At 67.9% G+C, this 13,290-nt stretch carries 14 protein-coding genes; 2 read left to right on the top strand and 12 right to left on the bottom strand.

What is annotated here, in order from left to right:
• Positions 1 to 214: 214 nt before the first annotated feature.
• The 3 genes from B7G54_RS04515 to B7G54_RS04505 form a co-directional block, all read right to left on the bottom strand.
• Positions 215 to 997 carry an ABC transporter substrate-binding protein gene (locus B7G54_RS04515; RefSeq protein ID WP_085038001.1) on the bottom strand — a complete coding sequence of 261 codons (783 nt, stop codon included), beginning with the start codon at positions 995 to 997 and terminating at the stop codon, positions 215 to 217.
• Between the two features lie 226 nt (positions 998 to 1,223).
• Positions 1,224 to 2,144 carry a LysR substrate-binding domain-containing protein gene (locus tag B7G54_RS04510; RefSeq protein WP_085038000.1) on the bottom strand — a complete coding sequence of 307 codons (921 nt, stop codon included), beginning with the start codon at positions 2,142 to 2,144 and terminating at the stop codon, positions 1,224 to 1,226.
• 161 nt (positions 2,145 to 2,305) lie between these two features.
• Positions 2,306 to 3,253 carry a GlxA family transcriptional regulator gene (locus tag B7G54_RS04505; RefSeq protein ID WP_085037999.1) on the bottom strand — a complete coding sequence of 316 codons (948 nt, stop codon included), beginning with the start codon at positions 3,251 to 3,253 and terminating at the stop codon, positions 2,306 to 2,308.
• Positions 3,254 to 3,358: 105 nt separating this feature from the next.
• Here B7G54_RS04505 and B7G54_RS04500 point away from each other — a divergent pair, with 105 nt between their 5' ends.
• Together B7G54_RS04500 and B7G54_RS04495 are read left to right on the top strand one after the other, a co-directional pair.
• Positions 3,359 to 3,667, top strand: coding sequence for a DUF3817 domain-containing protein (locus tag B7G54_RS04500; RefSeq protein ID WP_085037998.1), 309 nt, complete (start codon positions 3,359 to 3,361; stop codon positions 3,665 to 3,667).
• On the top strand, positions 3,664 to 4,065 hold the full coding sequence (locus B7G54_RS04495; protein ID WP_085038390.1) for a CopD family protein: 402 nt from the start codon (positions 3,664 to 3,666) through the stop codon (positions 4,063 to 4,065). The genes B7G54_RS04500 and B7G54_RS04495 overlap by 4 nt, the downstream gene beginning before the upstream one ends.
• A gap of 46 nt (positions 4,066 to 4,111) precedes the next feature.
• On the opposite strand, the gene B7G54_RS04490 is transcribed toward B7G54_RS04495, so the two are convergent.
• From B7G54_RS04490 to B7G54_RS04450, 9 genes are all read right to left on the bottom strand, one after another.
• Positions 4,112 to 4,705, bottom strand: a complete 594-nt coding sequence (locus B7G54_RS04490; RefSeq protein ID WP_085037997.1) for a hypothetical protein — start codon at positions 4,703 to 4,705, stop codon at positions 4,112 to 4,114.
• A gap of 213 nt (positions 4,706 to 4,918) precedes the next feature.
• Positions 4,919 to 6,307: an NCS2 family permease gene (locus B7G54_RS04485; RefSeq protein ID WP_085037996.1), complete on the bottom strand. Its 1,389-nt coding sequence runs from the start codon at positions 6,305 to 6,307 to the stop codon at positions 4,919 to 4,921.
• 548 nt (positions 6,308 to 6,855) lie between these two features.
• Positions 6,856 to 7,401, bottom strand: coding sequence for a DUF3455 domain-containing protein (locus tag B7G54_RS04480; RefSeq protein ID WP_085037995.1), 546 nt, complete (start codon positions 7,399 to 7,401; stop codon positions 6,856 to 6,858).
• Positions 7,402 to 7,558: 157 nt separating this feature from the next.
• The gene (locus tag B7G54_RS04475; protein ID WP_085037994.1) at positions 7,559 to 8,563 is read right to left on the bottom strand and encodes an aldo/keto reductase; all 1,005 of its coding nucleotides are present in this window, start codon (positions 8,561 to 8,563) and stop codon (positions 7,559 to 7,561) included.
• A gap of 23 nt (positions 8,564 to 8,586) precedes the next feature.
• Complete coding sequence (locus B7G54_RS04470; RefSeq protein WP_085037993.1) at positions 8,587 to 9,702, bottom strand: alkene reductase; 1,116 nt, start codon at positions 9,700 to 9,702, stop codon at positions 8,587 to 8,589.
• 75 nt (positions 9,703 to 9,777) lie between these two features.
• Entirely contained in the window at positions 9,778 to 10,584 is an 807-nt protein-coding gene (dkgB, locus tag B7G54_RS04465) for a 2,5-didehydrogluconate reductase DkgB (protein WP_085037992.1), read from the bottom strand.
• A gap of 147 nt (positions 10,585 to 10,731) precedes the next feature.
• Positions 10,732 to 11,706 carry an LLM class oxidoreductase gene (locus B7G54_RS04460; RefSeq protein WP_085037991.1) on the bottom strand — a complete coding sequence of 325 codons (975 nt, stop codon included), beginning with the start codon at positions 11,704 to 11,706 and terminating at the stop codon, positions 10,732 to 10,734.
• A gap of 13 nt (positions 11,707 to 11,719) precedes the next feature.
• Positions 11,720 to 12,043 carry a MoaF-related domain-containing protein gene (locus B7G54_RS04455; protein ID WP_085037990.1) on the bottom strand — a complete coding sequence of 108 codons (324 nt, stop codon included), beginning with the start codon at positions 12,041 to 12,043 and terminating at the stop codon, positions 11,720 to 11,722.
• A gap of 30 nt (positions 12,044 to 12,073) precedes the next feature.
• Entirely contained in the window at positions 12,074 to 13,276 is a 1,203-nt protein-coding gene (locus tag B7G54_RS04450; protein ID WP_085037989.1) for an MFS transporter, read from the bottom strand.
• Between the last annotated feature and the right edge of the window lie 14 nt (positions 13,277 to 13,290).

Below are 13,290 nucleotides of genomic sequence, written 5' to 3'. Positions count from 1 at the left end.
CGGCGCAGCCGCGAATGATCCGGTGTGCGTGGAAGATCGATTGTACGTTGCCTTTCTCACCGCCACCAAACCGGCGCCAGAACGCACGGATTTTCGTTGAGAATCATCAGGTTGGCGCGAAAAAAATAACGCGGCCGGCGCCCCGCATGCAAAAAAAACGGGCTCCATGCGGAGCCCGTCGGTGCCGAAGCGAAGCGTGCGCTTGCTTGGCGGATTACTTGCCGTAGACGTCGAAATCGAAGTACTTCTTCGCGATCTTGTCGTACGTGCCGTCCTTGCGCATGCCGGCGATCGCGCCGTCGATCTTCGACTTCAGGTCGGTGTCTTCCTTGCGCAGGCCGATGCCGGCGCCGTTGCCGAGCGTCTTCGGATCGTCGATATCCTTGCCGGCGAAATCGAAGCTCGCGCCGCGCGGCGTCTTCAGGAAGCCAATCTCGGCTTGCACCGCGTCCTGCAGCGCGCCGTCCAGACGGCCGGAGATCAGGTCGGCGTAGACCTGGTCCTGGTTCTGGTAAGGCACGACTTTCACGCCCTTCGAGGCCCAGTACGTCTTCGCGTAGGTTTCCTGGATCGTGCCCTGCTCGACGCCGACCGACTTGCCCTTCAGCGATTCGGCCGTCGGCATCAGGCCCGAGCCCTTCTTCGTGACGAGGCGCGTCGGCGTGTTGAACAGCTTCGCGGAGAAGGCGATCTGTTCCTGACGCGCCGGCGTCATCGACATCGACGACAGCACGCCGTCGAACTTGCGGGCCTTCAGCGCCGGAATCATCCCGTCGAAGTCGTTTTCGATCCACACGCACTTCGCGTTCATGCGGCGGCAGATTTCATTGCCGAGATCGACGTCGAACCCGACCACCTTGCCGTCAGCGCCTTTCGATTCGAAAGGCGGGTAGCTTGCGTCGACGCCGAACCGCACGGTCGTCCAGTCCTTCGCGTACGCGCTGCCGGCCGATACGGCGAGCAGGGCCACGGTCACAGCCGCAAGAATCTTTTTCACTCGGTGACTCCTCGTTTTGTTCGATGGGTGCGCGGTTGTGCCGCGCCGTAAGCCTTCGGCCCGCCGCGGCTTCGCGTCAGGCTGTCCGTTTCGCTCACCCGATGCGGGCGCGCGACGTGCGCAAGATTATCAAGACAAAATACCGGCAGGGCGCCTAGGACAAGCCCCGATACCGGGCCCGGCGGCGGCGCGTCGGGTGCGCTACCGTTTCAGACACATGAACGATTCAGCCGAGCGTTTCGTTGACCGCGCGCTGCAGGCACGTGACGAATTGCGTGACGGCGGGCGTGGGCAGCAGGTCGCGCCGCGCGATGATCGACAGGTCGAAGCGCGGCATGCTTTCGTCGAGTTCGGCCGTGCGGATGCCGAGCGGCGCGACCATGGCGGCGAGCGGGCGCGTGAAGCAGCCGATCACGTCCGATCGCGCGACGAGGCCGAGCGTCACCGCGAACGACATCGGCGATCGCAGCAGGCGCTTCGGCAGCGGCAGCCCGTGCGCCTCGAACATCCCGACCATCACGCTGTGCGGGAACTGCTCGGCGCCGACGGTGACGATCCACTCGGCATCGAGCAATTCCTCTAACCGGCGCGCGTGCGCAAGCGGGTGGCCTTCGCGCATCACGACGGTGAATTCGGTCGACAGCAGCGGCAATTGTGTGAAATCGCGATCGAGCGCGGGTACATGGTGCATCGCAGCGATGTCGAGCGTGCCGTTGCGCAACTGCGCGAGCGCGTCGGGCACCGTCACTTCCTCGAGATGCAGGCTCACGTTCGGCATCGACTGGCGGAATGCCGTCACCGCGCGCGGCAGCGCCGTCAGCGCGATCGACGGCATCGTGCCGACCGCGACGCGCCCCGACATCTCGCCTTTCACCTGCTCGACGGCCTCGACCGTGCGGCGGATGTCGCCGAGCAGTTGCTCGGCACGCGGCAGCAGCGCATGGCCGCACGCGGTCAGCTCGACGCCGCGTACGCTGCGCGCGAGCAGTTCCGCGTTGAGCGCCGTTTCGAGCTCGCGGATCGTATGCGTGATCGCGGGCTGCGTGACGCCGAGTTCGCGCGCGGCGGCGCGCAGGCTCTTGTGATGGGCGGCGGAGACGAACGCCTGGAGCTGCGCGAGGTTCAAGGGGTTGCGGATGCGGGTCATCGATCGGGTCCGGTTGGCGCGATACTGTGGCAGGCGACGTGGTGTAGTGGAATTCGGTAGTAATCCAGACGGTTGCGTGCGCATGGTTTTGCGACGAGGTTTTGCGACGACAAGGCAACATATCGCAGGCCGGGGTGCGGTGGGTGGCGGCGCGGCGGCCATCATGCGCCGGACCGCGCGCGAAACGCCTGACGATACCGCTGCGGCGACGTGCCGACGATGCGCGTGAACCGCTCGCGGAACGCGGTGACCGAACCGAACCCGGCCTCCGTCGCGACATGCTCGATCGACAGCGCCGTGACCTCCAGCAACTGCTGCGCATGCCTGACGCGCGCGGTCTGCAGCCATTGCCGCGGCGACGTGCCCGTCTGCTCCTGGAAGCGCCGCGTCAGCGTGCGCACGCTCGTCGACGCCTTGCGGGCCATCGCGTCGAGCGTGAGCGGCTTGCGCAGGTTGGCCTGCAGCCAGTCCATCAGGCCTTGCAGGCCGTCGGTGCCGCTCGGCCATTCCGGTGCGATGAACTGCGCCTGCCCGCCTTCGCGAACCCGCGGCGCCACCGCGCAGCGCGCGGCGTCGACGGCGACCGCCGCGCCGTAGTCGGCCTGGATCATGTGCAGGCACAGATCGAGGCCGGCCGCGGCGCCGGCCGACGTGAGTATCTGCCCGTTGTCGACGAACAGCACGTTCGGGTCGACCGTCACGCGCGGATAGCGGCGCGCGAGTTCGGCGGCCGCGAGCCAGTGCGTCGTCGCGCGCAGTCCGTCGAGCAGCCCGGCTTCCGCGAGCACGAACGCGCCGCTGCAGATCGACGCGATCCGGCAACCGCGCGCGGCTGCCGCGCGCAGTGCCGCGATTACGTGGCGCGACGTGGGCGCGAGCGGCACGGACGTGCCGGGGACGACGATCGTATCGGCATCGGCGAGCGCGTCGAGGCGAAACGGGGGGCGCAGGTCGAACAGGTCGCCGGCGACACGCGCGTGCTCGCTGCACACGCGGACGCGGTACGGCTGCACGACGTCGGGCGAACGCACGCGCGCGAACGTGTCGCACGCCATGCCCAGATCGAACGGGACGACATCGGGCAGGGCGAGCACGGCGACCTTGTGCATGGCGTTGGGGGCGTGGCCAGAATCCGTTTAAAGATGTCATTTTAGCCAATGGCCCGGAACGGCACCACACGCGACAATCGTCACGAACCCACCTGGAGGCTGCCGATGCAACAAGACGATCGCAATGCGTTGCGGAACCTGCAATACCTGTCGTTGCTGGAGGCGGCCACGCTCGTCGTGCTGGTGTGCGTTGCCGTGCCGCTCAAGCACCTGGCCGGTTATCCGGCTGCGGTATCGATCATGGGCCCGGTGCACGGCATCGCGTTCGCGATGTACGTGTGGGCGGTCGTCGGCACCGCGTCGAGCGGGCTGTGGAGCAAGGCGGAAGTTGCACGGCTCGTGCTGGCGGCCGTCGTGCCGTTCGTGGGGCTGACGAGTGCCGGATGGATCGCGCGCAGGAGGCACGCACGATGATCTACCTGTGGCTCAAGGCCGTCCATGTCGTTGCCGTCGTCACGTTCGTCGGGGGGCTGCTGATGTTGTCCGTCGGCGTGCGTATCGCCAACCTCGCCGTGCATCGTGCGGTGCGACGCTGGGACCGCACGGTGACGGCTCCCGCGCTCGCGCTCGTCTGGATCGCGGGGATCGCGCTTGCGCTGGACGGTCACTGGTTCGGCGCGGCGTGGCTGTCGGTGAAGCTCGTGGTGGTTGTCGCACTGTCGGCACTGCACGGGATCCTGGCCGGCACGCTGCGGCGCATGGAACGCGACGATCTCGTCGTCGCGCCGGCGCCCTGGCTCGGGCAGGCAGCGGGCGCGGTCGTGGCCGCGACGGCGATCGTCGTCGGGCTGGTCGTGATGAAGCCGTTCTGACGCGCAGGCCGGCGCGAGCCGGCCATCGCAGAGGCGGGGGCAGGCGCTACGCCAGCGCCATCTCGACTGCCACCAGCGTGCGGCGCCGAATCCAGCCGCTCGCCATCCGGATCGCGAGCCAGTACGGCATGAACAGCCGCCGCGTACGGGCGGTCGGGCAATGCACGAAGGTTTCGGTGCGCAGCATGTGCGCACCCGACGCGAGCCCGACGACCTCGAAGCGGAGCACCAGCTTCGCATCGCGCGGGTCGTCATGCTGCACGAACGCCGCCGCGTCGGCGATCGTCAGCACGCCGAGGTCCGGCCGCCAGAAGCGGCCGACGAGGCCGAGTGACAGCGACCTGTCGTCGCGATGCAGCGGCGTGAACGCATGGAGGCCGAAGCGTTCGCGTTCGCCTCGCGGGGTGCCGTGGCGCAACGAAGCGGCCAGGGCTGCCGGGAATTCGCGGACGTTGAGCAGCGCATCGACGACCGGATCCGTGCGCATGTCGAGCGCGGTGACCGCGTCGATGATGCGTGCCGGAGCGGCATCGATCGGCCTGGATTCATGCACTTCATGGAAGCCGAACGACGGGATGAACGGCGGCTTGCGCGCCGAGGTCCGGGTGTTCGATTCGGAGACGATGCCGAGCGCGTTCATGGCGGCTCCTGAAGGCAAAATGCGATCGTAGCACCGGGCGTGGATTCGTGTCGCGACGCGTGCCCGGTGCGTGCCGCGCTGTGCCGCATCGACAAAAAAGGCCTGGAAACTTGCGTTCCCAGGCCTGGAGACCATCAACGATGATGGTGGAGGAGACGATGTCGTCCCGATGCGCGCCGCCCTTCGGCAGGCGACGTCGCGCACGATTCGCGGTCAGATCGCCCAGCCGCCGAGATAGAACGTGACGAGCACGGCAGCGATGAGCACGGTGCCGACGTTGAGCTTGCGGAATTCGCCGCTGGCGATGCGGCCGATCACGAGCGTCGAGAAGCCGAGCATGATGCCCGTCACGATGTTCGCGGTCAGCACGATGAACACCGCGCACACGAGGCCCGACATCGCGTCGACCATGTCGTCCATGTGCAGCTTGCTCACGCTGCCGAGCATCAGCAGGCCGACGTACATCAGTGCGGGTGCCGTGGCGTACGACGGCACGAGGCCCGCGAGCGGCGAGAAGAACATCACGACGAGGAACAGCAGGCCGACCACGGCTGCCGCGAGGCCCGTCTTCGCGCCGGCGGCCACGCCGACGCTCGACTCGATGTAGGCTGCTGCCGGCGCGCCGCCGAGGAAGCCGGAGAAGATCGAGCTGATCGAATCGGCGGTGAGCGCACGGCCGCCGTTGATGATGCGGCCGTTCTCGTCGAGCTGGCCGGCCTGGCCCGCGACCGCGCGGATCGTGCCGGTCGCGTCGAACACGGCGGTCATCACCAGCGCCAGCACGCTCGGCAGCACGGCCATCGACAGCGCACCCTTGATGTCCATCGCGCCGATCAGCGACGCATGGCCCGGTGCGCTCAGCGACGGCAGCGCGAAGATGCCGTGGTACTTCACGCTCGGATCGAAGATCAGGCCGAACACCGAGATCGCGATCACGACGAGCAGGATGCCGCCCGGCACGCGACGCTTTTCGAGGCCGAAGATCGCAGCGAGGCCGACAACCGACATGATGACCGGGAGCGCGGTGATCTGGCCGAGCGATACCGGCAGGCCGGCGCCCGGGTTCTTGATCACGAGGCCGACGTCGTTCGATGCGATCAGCAGCAGGAACAGGCCGATGCCGATCCCGGTGCCGTGCGCGACGCCCGCGGGCAGGTTGCGCAGGATCCACGAACGCACACCGGTGACCGAAATGCCGGTGAACACGAGGCCCATCAGGAACACGGCGCCGAGCGCGACCGTCGGATGCAGCCCCTTGCCGAGCACGAGGCCGAACGCGGTGAACGCGGTCAGCGAGATCGCGCAGCCGATCGCGATCGGCAGCTTCGCCCACAGGCCCATCAGCAGCGAACCGAACGCGGTCGTGAGGCAGACCGCGACGAACACGGCACTCGTGTCGAAGCCGGCCTTGCCGAACATGCCGGGTACGACGAACACGGAATAGACCATCGCGAGAAAGGTCGTGACGCCGGCAATGATCTCGCGGCGCTGCGTGCTGCCGCGCGACGAAATGCCGAAGTACCGGTCGATGACTCCCTTGGTGCCAAAGTCAGTTTCTTCCGCGCCGACGCCGACCGTCGGCTGCACCGGGGTATCACTCATGAGCTTGCTCCTTTATCAGCATGCTGAAACGGCCCGTAGCGAACCGTCGTCAGGGTGTCTCGTATCTAGTTGGGATTGTCGGCAACGTCGTGGGGACGAATGACGCGTGATCCGTGTCGCTATGTGCGAATCGAAACGATCGCGAGGGTGTCGCGTCGTGCGACGCGTTGTGTTGTCGACCCCGTCACGTGTGCTTTGCCGTAGCGAAGGTTAGGCGAACCGCCCATCACGTCCCATTGGGGGAAGAGCATGCAGCGCATGTCTCAGCGCTTATATCGGCGTGCAACGGGGCTCCGTCGCGACGACACGCGTGTATACGCCTAGTTCGAATCCGTTAAGGCGATTATTTGAATGCGGGGTCGACGGGCAGGAGGCAAGCGGGGGATGCATTGAAAATTACAGATGTCTTTCATTGGGGCTGCATACGCGGATGGCGACGGCGGCGCGCGACGCGATGCGCGGTCGCGGGCAAGCGGCACCCGGATGATAATCGGGTTGTCGAAGGATGACACTGCAATGGTGTGCTGTGCTTCGGGCACTGTCGTGCGTTACTTCAGGAACACGTAGCGCGCGAAATACGGGAAGCGGCCGATCGCATGCTCGGCCGAACACGCTGCGTCCGGCGGCGTGCCGCCCACGGTATCGAGCCGCTGGACGAAGCGCACGCCGGCGAGCGTGCCGGTCGCGGCCGTTGTGGTCGTTATGGTCGATGTGGCCGGCGTCGCGGCGAGCAGGAGTTGCGGGATGCTGCCGGCGCGCGCGCTCGGCGCTTCCGCGAGTTTCTTGCCGGTTATGCGGCTGCCGTTGAGCGCTTCCCACGACGGCCCCGCGCCGTGCCGGACGACGAGCGTGCCGCTCGCGTCGAACAGCATCGCCTCCGGCCGCTGGAACGCCCACGCGAGCCGATGTTCATGGTCGTATTCGCATGCGTAGATCTGCACGCCGGTCGCGCTGGTCGACAGCACCGTCGACGCAGGCTCGGGCGGCGCGAGTGACGCCGCATCGCCGGCGTGGGCAGGCGCTGTGAACGCTGCGAAGGCGAGGCCGGCCGCAACGGCCAGCAGCATGTCGCGTGTCGGGGAGCGGCTTGGCATGGCGGGGCGTCCTTTCAGGTCGGTGACGATCGTACGAGGTCGATCGCGTAAACGCTAGACGCCGATTGCACAGGCTGCAATACGGAAATGACAATCGCGGTGATAGTCGCCGCGATTGTCACGGGTGGCGCGGCCGCATACGGTCGCGCCACGCCGCTCAACCCGCGCCCGCCGGCGTCGGTGCATGCGCGGCAATCAGGCGCTCGGCCTTCAGCACGTCCCACAGTTCGGCCGGGATCGGCATCGCGGCGAGACGCAGGTTGTCGTCGATGCGGTCGGGCCGGCTCGCGCCGGGGATCGCGGCCGCGACGGCCGGGTGCGCGAGCGAGAATTGCAGCGCCACCGCGCGGACATCGACGCCGAATCGCTCGCAGATCTGGCGGATGCGCGCGACGCGGTCGAGCATGGCCTGCGTGGCCGGCTGATACTCGAAGTGCGTGCCGCCCGCCAGCACGCCCGAGTTGTAAGGGCCGCCGACGATGATCCCGAGCCCGCGCGCGGCGCTTTCCGGCATCAGCCGTTCGAGTGCGCCTGCATGATCGAGCAGCGTGTAGCGCCCGGCGAGCAGGAAGCCATCGGGGTCCGCGCGTTCGAGCGCGAGTTCGCACGGCTCGACGCGGTTCACGCCGAGGCCCCAGCCCTGGATGACCTTCTCGTCGCGCAGCCGCGTGAGTGCCCTGGCTGCGCCCGACATGGCGACGTCGAACACGTCGCGCCACGCGTCGCCGTGAAAGTCGACGGCCGGGTCGTGAATCCACACGGTGTCGAGCCGGTCGGTGCGCAGCCGCTCGAGGCTCGCGTCGATCGAGCGCAGCGTGCCGTCCTCGGTGTAGTCGTAGACGATCCTGTTCGGCAGCCCGTGGCGGAACAGGCCGCCCTTTTCGCCGAGATCGCGCTGCGATGCGTCTTCGTGTTCGTCGAGGACGAGCCGGCCGACCTTGGTGCCGAGCGCGTATTCGTCGCGCGGGCGCCCCGCGAGCGCTTCGCCGAGACGCAGCTCGGCGAGCCCGGCGCCATACAGCGGCGCGGCGTCGAAATAGCGGATGCCGCTTTCCCAGGCCGCATCGACCGTGGCCAGCGCTTCTTCGTGCGGGATGTCCCGGTACATGTTGCCCAGCGGTGCGGTGCCGAAGCCCAGACGGGAAGGGAGCGTGATTCTCATGTGCAGTCTCGCGGTGAGCCGGCTCAGGCTGCGGCCTGGGCCAGCGTCGGGTAGTCGGTCAGGCCGCGCTCGCCGCCGCCGAACAGCGTGTTGCGGTCGTGCGGCGCGAGTGCCGCGCCGGTGCGCAGGCGCTCGGGCAGGTCGGGGTTCGCGACGAACGGGCGGCCGAAAGCGACGAGGTCGGCCCAGCCGGCGGCGATCGCGTCGCGGGCACGCGCGGCGGTGTACGCGCCGGCATAGATCAGCACGCCCGGGAACGCGGCGCGCAGTTGCTGCTTGAATTCGACCGGCATCAGCGGTGCGTCGTCCCAGTCGGCCTCCGCGATGTGCAGGTAGCCGACGCCGAGTTCGCCGAGCAGCTTCGCGGCGGCGAGGTAGGTCGTTTCCGGATCGGCGTCGACGCAGCCGTTCAACGTGGTCAGCGGCGCGAGGCGGATGCCGACGCGCGACGCGTCGCCCGTGCCTTCGATCAGCGCCTGCGTGACTTCGCGCAGAAAGCGCAGCCGGTTTTCCAGCGAGCCGCCGTATGCGTCGGTGCGCGTGTTCGCATTCGAGTCGATGAACTGGTTCACGAGGTAGCCGTTCGCACCGTGCAGCTCGACGCCGTCGAAGCCGGCTTCGATCGCGTTGCGCGCGGCGGCCCGGTATTGATCGACGATCTCGCGGATCTCGTCGATCGACAGCGCGCGCGGCTCGGACGCCTGCACGAAGCCCGGCGTGCTGCCGTCCTCACCGGCGATGAATACGTTCACGCCCTTTGCTTGAAGCGGCGACGACGACACCGGCTGCCGGCCGCCGAGCAGGCTCGTGTGGCTCAGCCGGCCGACGTGCCACAGCTGCGCGAAGATCCGGCCGTGCGCGGCATGCACGGCGTCCGTCACCTTGCGCCAGCCCGCCACTTGCGACGGCGTGTGAATGCCGGGCGTCCATGCGTAGCCCTTGCCGAGCGGCGCGATATACGTGCCTTCGCTGACGATCAGGCCGGCGCTCGCGCGCTGCGCGTAATACGCGGCCATCAGTTCGTTGGCTTCGTCGCCGGGCTGGCTCGCGCGCGAGCGCGTCATCGGCGGCATCACGATGCGGTTCGGCAGCGTCAGCGCGCCGAGTTGCAGCGGTTGGAAAAGCGGGTCCTGGGTCATGGTGATGATGTCCTGTCGGTGCCGCGGCTTTCCGGCCGCGGCGAATCGGAATGGCAAAGGGCGGGCGGCGCGCGTTCAGTCCCACTTCGGCGCGAGACCGGCCGGGTCGACTTCGCGGCCGTTGCGTTCGAGCGCGGCGATCTGCGCCATGTCTTCGTCGGTCAGGCGCAGCGTCTGCGCGAGCAGGTTGCTCGCGAGGTTCTCGCGCTTCGTCGACGACGGGATCACCGAGTAGCCGAGCTGCAACGCCCACGCGAGCGCGACTTGTGCCGGCGTCGCGTCGTGACGCTGCGCGATTGCGCCGATCACCGGATCGCCGAGCACCTTGCCGTATGCGAGCGTCATGTACGACGTGACGTGGATGCCTTCGGCGTTCAGGAACTCGACGAGCGTGCGGTTCTGCAGGTACGGGCTCAGTTCGATCTGGTTCGTCGCGATCGCGTCCTTGCCGACGGCCGCGATCGCTTGCTTCGTCAGTGCGATGTTGAAGTTCGAGATGCCGATCTGCCGCGTGAGGCCCTTCGCTTTCGCATCGGCGAGCGCGGTCATGAACGTGTCGAGCGCGACGCCGTTGTCGGGTGCCGGCCAGTGGATCAGCGTCAGGTCGACGTGGTCGGTGCGCAGCTTGCGCAGGCTCTCTTCGAGGCTCGGCACGAGATTGTCCGGCGCGTAGTTGTCGACCCAGATCTTGGTCGTGAGGAACAAGTCTTCGCGGCGCACGCCCGACGCGGCGATCGCTTCGCCGACTTCGGCTTCGTTGCCGTAGATCTGCGCGGTGTCGATCGCGCGGTAGCCGACTTCAAGACCGTTGCGGACCGAGTCGATCACGACCTGGCCTTGCAGGCGGAACGTACCGAGGCCGAATGCGGGAATGGTGCTCATCGTGGGCTCCTGAAAGGGGGGGCGGTTGCGGTATGGAAGTCATTCTGGCGCTTGAGACTGATGAGATAAACGCCGTTAGAGGTCAAAAATATTTGATTTGAAATCAAATATTGGCCGCGAATCCGGGCGGCTGCGGAGGGGGCGGTTTCAGGCGGTGCCCGTCCGCGCTTTCGTACCGGGCGCGGCGTCGGCATTCGCGTTCGCATGGAACACCGGCAGCACGTCCGCCGCGATCTCGGCCATCGTCTCGTCGAGCGGACGCCGGTTGCGGCGGAAATGCAGGCCGATGTGCTGCACGCCCGCGTCGCGCATTGCCGCGAGTTCCTCCGTCAGCGCGATACGTCCGGCGCGCGCGCCGAAGCGGTGCCGCTGCAGCGGTTCGTGCGGATCTTCCGCGAGGTCGAGGTGGATGAAGCTCACGTACGGCTTGTCGCCGGCCACCGCGCGCCAGTTCGCGACACGATGCAGGTGATCGTCCGGCGAGCCTGGATACGCGAGGCAGCCGTCCATGTGTTCGCCGATCCATGCGGGCGTCTGCTGCGCGAGGCCCGCGACGAGCAGCGGCACTGGCGAACGGGCGGCGGGCAGCACGTCGAGGCCGGGCGGCAGGTGCCCGCGTGCGCCGTCGCGCAGCAGCGCGATCTGGTCGCGGAAGTTCGCGCCGCGCGATGCGAAGTCGCGGCCGAACAGCGGATATTCGACCGGCCGGTCGCCGCTTGCGACGCCGAGCAGCAGGCGGCCGCCGCTCAGTTCCTGGATCGTCGCGGCCGATTTCAGCGTCAGCAGCGGCTCGCGCAGCGGCAGCACGACGGCCGCCGTGCCGAGCAGGATGTCGTTCGTGATGCCGGCGAGGTAGCCGAGATACGAGAAGGTCTCGAACACTTGTGCGGCGTCGCCGAACGACGGGTCGTACAGCGGCACGTCGCGCACCCAGAGCGCGCGGAAGCCGAGCGTGTCGGCGAGTTGCGCGAGCTTCGCGTGGAACTCGAGGCTTGGCACGCCGGGGCGGCGGCCGTCGTGCTGGCGCTTCGCGTCGCCGGCCGGCGACCAGTCGTTGTCGAGCGGCAGTTCGATGCCGATGCTGAAGCCGCCGGTAGTCAGCTTGTCGAGTGAGGTGGGCATGATCGGGTTCCGTTCAGACTGCGCGCAGGCTGCCTTCGAGCCGGTAGAAATCGAGCGACGCCGCGGTGAAGAACGTGCGCGACGTGCCGGCGGCGAAATCGTCGAGATGCACGACGGTTGCGCGATCGGCTTCCTGCCACGAGATCGCGTAGGTTTCGCCGGCGATGGGCTGCCACGTGTATTCGACTTCGCCCTGCGCACCCGCGTAGGGGCCTTCGGTGATCTCGTAGCGCATGTGGAGGCCGTCTTCGTCGTACGCGTTGAGCGCGGTGAGGCCGTCGTAACGGACTTCGAAAGTCTTGCCGGCGAACGGCGGGCGCGGGGGCGATGCGTTCATGTGAGCAAACTCCTGCAAATAAAGTGACGTTCAATGTGCGAGTTCGACGGGTTCGGCCGTGCGTTCGGGCAGGCCCGCGCCGCGGTCGAGCCGGCCGCTCAGCGCGGTGAGCGCGAATGCGCCGAGCGTGACGGCTGCCGCGATCCAAGGCGTATGGCCGAGGCCGGCGTGCGCGACGATCAGGCCGCCGAGTGCCGAGCCGCCCGCGACGCCGAGGTTGAACGCGGCGATGTTGAAACCGGATGCGACGTCGGTGGCGTCGGGCGCGAAGTGGCGCGCCTGCTTGACGACGTACACCTGCAGGCCCGGCACGTTGCCGAACGCCACCGCACCCCATGCGAGCATCGTCAGCACGGCGAGCCATTTGACGTGGATCGTGAAGGTCAGCGCGAGCAGCACGATCGCGAGCAGCAGGAAGATCCGCTTGAGCGCCTTCACGGGGCCGACGGCGTCTGCGAGCTTGCCGCCCCACACGTTGCCGAACGCGACCGACACGCCGTAGCCGACGAGCACGAGGCTGACCTGCGACGGCGTGAAGCCGGCGATCTGCTCGAGCAGCGGCGCCATGTACGTGAACGCGATCAGCGAGCCGCCGTAGCCGACCGCCGTCATCGCATAGACCAGCAGCAGGCGCGGCTGCGCGAGCACGCGGAACTGGCGGGCAAGCGGCGCGGGCGGCGTTTGCGGCAGGCCGCGCGGCACGAACGCGACCGCGCCGACGAACGCGACGAGGCCGAACAGCGCGACGACCAGGAACGTCGCGCGCCAGCCGAAGTGCTGGCCGATGAAGGTGCCGAGCGGAATGCCGGCGACGAACGCGACGGTCATCCCGCTGAACATCGTCGCGATCGCGCTGGCGGCCTTCTCCTTCGGCACGAGCGTGGTCGCGATGATCGAGCCGACCGAGAAGAACACACCGTGCGCGAGGCCGGTGAGGATGCGCGCGACGATCAGCGACTCGTAGCCGGGCGCCTGCCACGCGACGAGGTTGCCGACCGTGAACAGCGCCATCAGCGCCGCGAGCAGCGTCTTGCGCGGCACGCGGCCGGTGAGCGCGGTGAGGAGCGGTGCGCCGATCGCGACGCTCAGTGCGTAAAGGCTGACGAGCAGGCCGGCCGACGGCAGGCTGACGCCGAGGTCGGCGCCGATCGTCGGGATCAGCCCGACGATCACGAATTCGGTGGTGCCGATGGCAAAGGCGCTGATGGTCAGCGCAAGCAGGGCGAGTGGCATGGTGAGATCCTGGT

Source organism: Burkholderia puraquae (assembly GCF_002099195.1).
GTDB lineage: Bacteria > Pseudomonadota > Gammaproteobacteria > Burkholderiales > Burkholderiaceae > Burkholderia > Burkholderia puraquae.
Note: the sequence above shows the minus strand (reverse complement) of the source record. Positions and strands in the feature narration are given on the sequence as shown.

Bases quoted from the DNA above. Each gene is read 5' to 3' on its own strand.
- B7G54_RS04470 (WP_085037993.1), bottom strand. From the start codon at position 9,702: ATGACCCAGGACCCGCTTTTCCAACCGCTGCAACTCGGCGCGCTGACG.
- B7G54_RS04500 (WP_085037998.1), top strand. From the start codon at position 3,359: ATGCAACAAGACGATCGCAATGCGTTGCGGAACCTGCAATACCTGTCG.
- B7G54_RS04455 (WP_085037990.1), bottom strand. From the start codon at position 12,043: ATGAACGCATCGCCCCCGCGCCCGCCGTTCGCCGGCAAGACTTTCGAA.
- B7G54_RS04495 (WP_085038390.1), top strand. From the start codon at position 3,664: ATGATCTACCTGTGGCTCAAGGCCGTCCATGTCGTTGCCGTCGTCACG.
- B7G54_RS04450 (WP_085037989.1), bottom strand. From the start codon at position 13,276: ATGCCACTCGCCCTGCTTGCGCTGACCATCAGCGCCTTTGCCATCGGC.
- B7G54_RS04505 (WP_085037999.1), bottom strand. From the start codon at position 3,253: ATGCACAAGGTCGCCGTGCTCGCCCTGCCCGATGTCGTCCCGTTCGAT.
- B7G54_RS04460 (WP_085037991.1), bottom strand. From the start codon at position 11,706: ATGCCCACCTCACTCGACAAGCTGACTACCGGCGGCTTCAGCATCGGC.
- B7G54_RS04480 (WP_085037995.1), bottom strand. From the start codon at position 7,401: ATGCCAAGCCGCTCCCCGACACGCGACATGCTGCTGGCCGTTGCGGCC.
- B7G54_RS04510 (WP_085038000.1), bottom strand. From the start codon at position 2,144: ATGACCCGCATCCGCAACCCCTTGAACCTCGCGCAGCTCCAGGCGTTC.
- dkgB (WP_085037992.1), bottom strand. From the start codon at position 10,584: ATGAGCACCATTCCCGCATTCGGCCTCGGTACGTTCCGCCTGCAAGGC.
- B7G54_RS04485 (WP_085037996.1), bottom strand. From the start codon at position 6,307: ATGAGTGATACCCCGGTGCAGCCGACGGTCGGCGTCGGCGCGGAAGAA.
- B7G54_RS04475 (WP_085037994.1), bottom strand. From the start codon at position 8,563: ATGAGAATCACGCTCCCTTCCCGTCTGGGCTTCGGCACCGCACCGCTG.
- B7G54_RS04490 (WP_085037997.1), bottom strand. From the start codon at position 4,705: ATGAACGCGCTCGGCATCGTCTCCGAATCGAACACCCGGACCTCGGCG.